This window comes from Streptomyces sp. NPDC001002 (assembly GCF_053599215.1).
Genome location: NZ_JBSFLV010000316.1, coordinates 1 through 1,264 on the forward strand (window position 1 = coordinate 1; position 1,264 = coordinate 1,264).

General features: G+C 69.8%; 1 protein-coding gene. It reads left to right on the top strand.

Annotation, left to right across the window (positions count from 1 at the left end; genetic code table 11):
* On the top strand, nt 1–1,264 hold a 1,264-nt coding region (locus ACWDR3_RS47790; RefSeq protein WP_450358949.1), incomplete at both ends, for an AMP-binding protein.

Below are 1,264 nucleotides of genomic sequence, written 5' to 3' on the forward strand. Positions count from 1 at the left end.
CCCTGTTCATGGCCGTGCAGGCCGCCCTGGCCGTGCTGTTGTCGAAGCTCGGCGCCGGCACCGACATTCCCATCGGATCGGCGATCGCCGGACGTACCGACCAGGCCCTGGACGACCTTGTCGGCTTCTTCGTCAACACCCTCGTACTGCGTACGGACTTGAGCGGTGATCCGACGCTGGCCGAGATCCTCGACCGGGTCCGGGAAACGGGACTGGAGGCCTACGCGCACCAGGACGTGCCGTTCGAGAAGCTGGTGGAGGAGCTTGCGCCCGCTCGCTCGCTGGCCCGCCACCCCCTCTTCCAGGTCATGCTCGCCCTGCAGAACACCGTGGCACCGGCCGGCGCCGCGTCCGCCGTGGAGATGGCGGGGCTGGTCTCCAGCTCGTTGCCGGCCACGGCCGCGGCGGCCAAGTTCGACCTCGACGTGAGTTTGAGCGAGACCTTTGACGCGGACGGCGTTCCAACCGGGATGCGGGGAACCGTCACGGCGGCGACCGACCTGTTCGACCCGTCCACCGCCGACCGGATCGCCGCTTCCCTCGGGCGGGTCCTGCGCACCCTGAGCGCCGCACCGCAGCTCCGTCTCGCCGAGGTCGACGTGCTGGACCCGGCCGAGCGGCGGCAGTTGCTGACCGATTGGAACGACACGGCGTGGCCGGTCCCCGACGTGACGGTGCCGGAGGCCTTCGCCCGACAGGTCGCCGAGACCCCGGACGCGATCGCCTTGGTGTCGGGCGGGACGAGTCTCTCGTACGCCGAACTGGACGCACGGGCCGCCCAGTTGGCCCAGGTGCTGACAGGGCACAAGGTGACAGCGGAGTCGACCGTCGCCGTACTGATGGAACGCTCCACCGACTTGGTCGTCGCTCTCCTGGCCGTGCTCAAGACCGGTGGCGCCTATCTGCCGCTCGACATCACCCATCCCGCCGAACGAATCGCGGCCATGGTCGCCGACGCGCGACCGGCGTGCGTGCTGACGTCGACGGCGTGCGCGTCGACCGTCCCGGCCGGCACCGAGGTGCCGGTGCTGGCAGTGGACGCACCCCTGACCCGGAAGCGACTGACCCGGACTGCGTCGGAGCCGCTGCCCCTCAGGGCTTCGCCGGACAGCGCCGCGTATGTGATGTACACATCGGGGTCGACCGGCGTGCCCAAGGGTGTGGTGACATCGCACCGCGATGTCGTGGCGTTGGCGTCGGACCGGTGTTGGGGTGTGACGCCTCGGGTGTTGTTCCATGCGCCGCATGCTTTTGATGCGTCGTC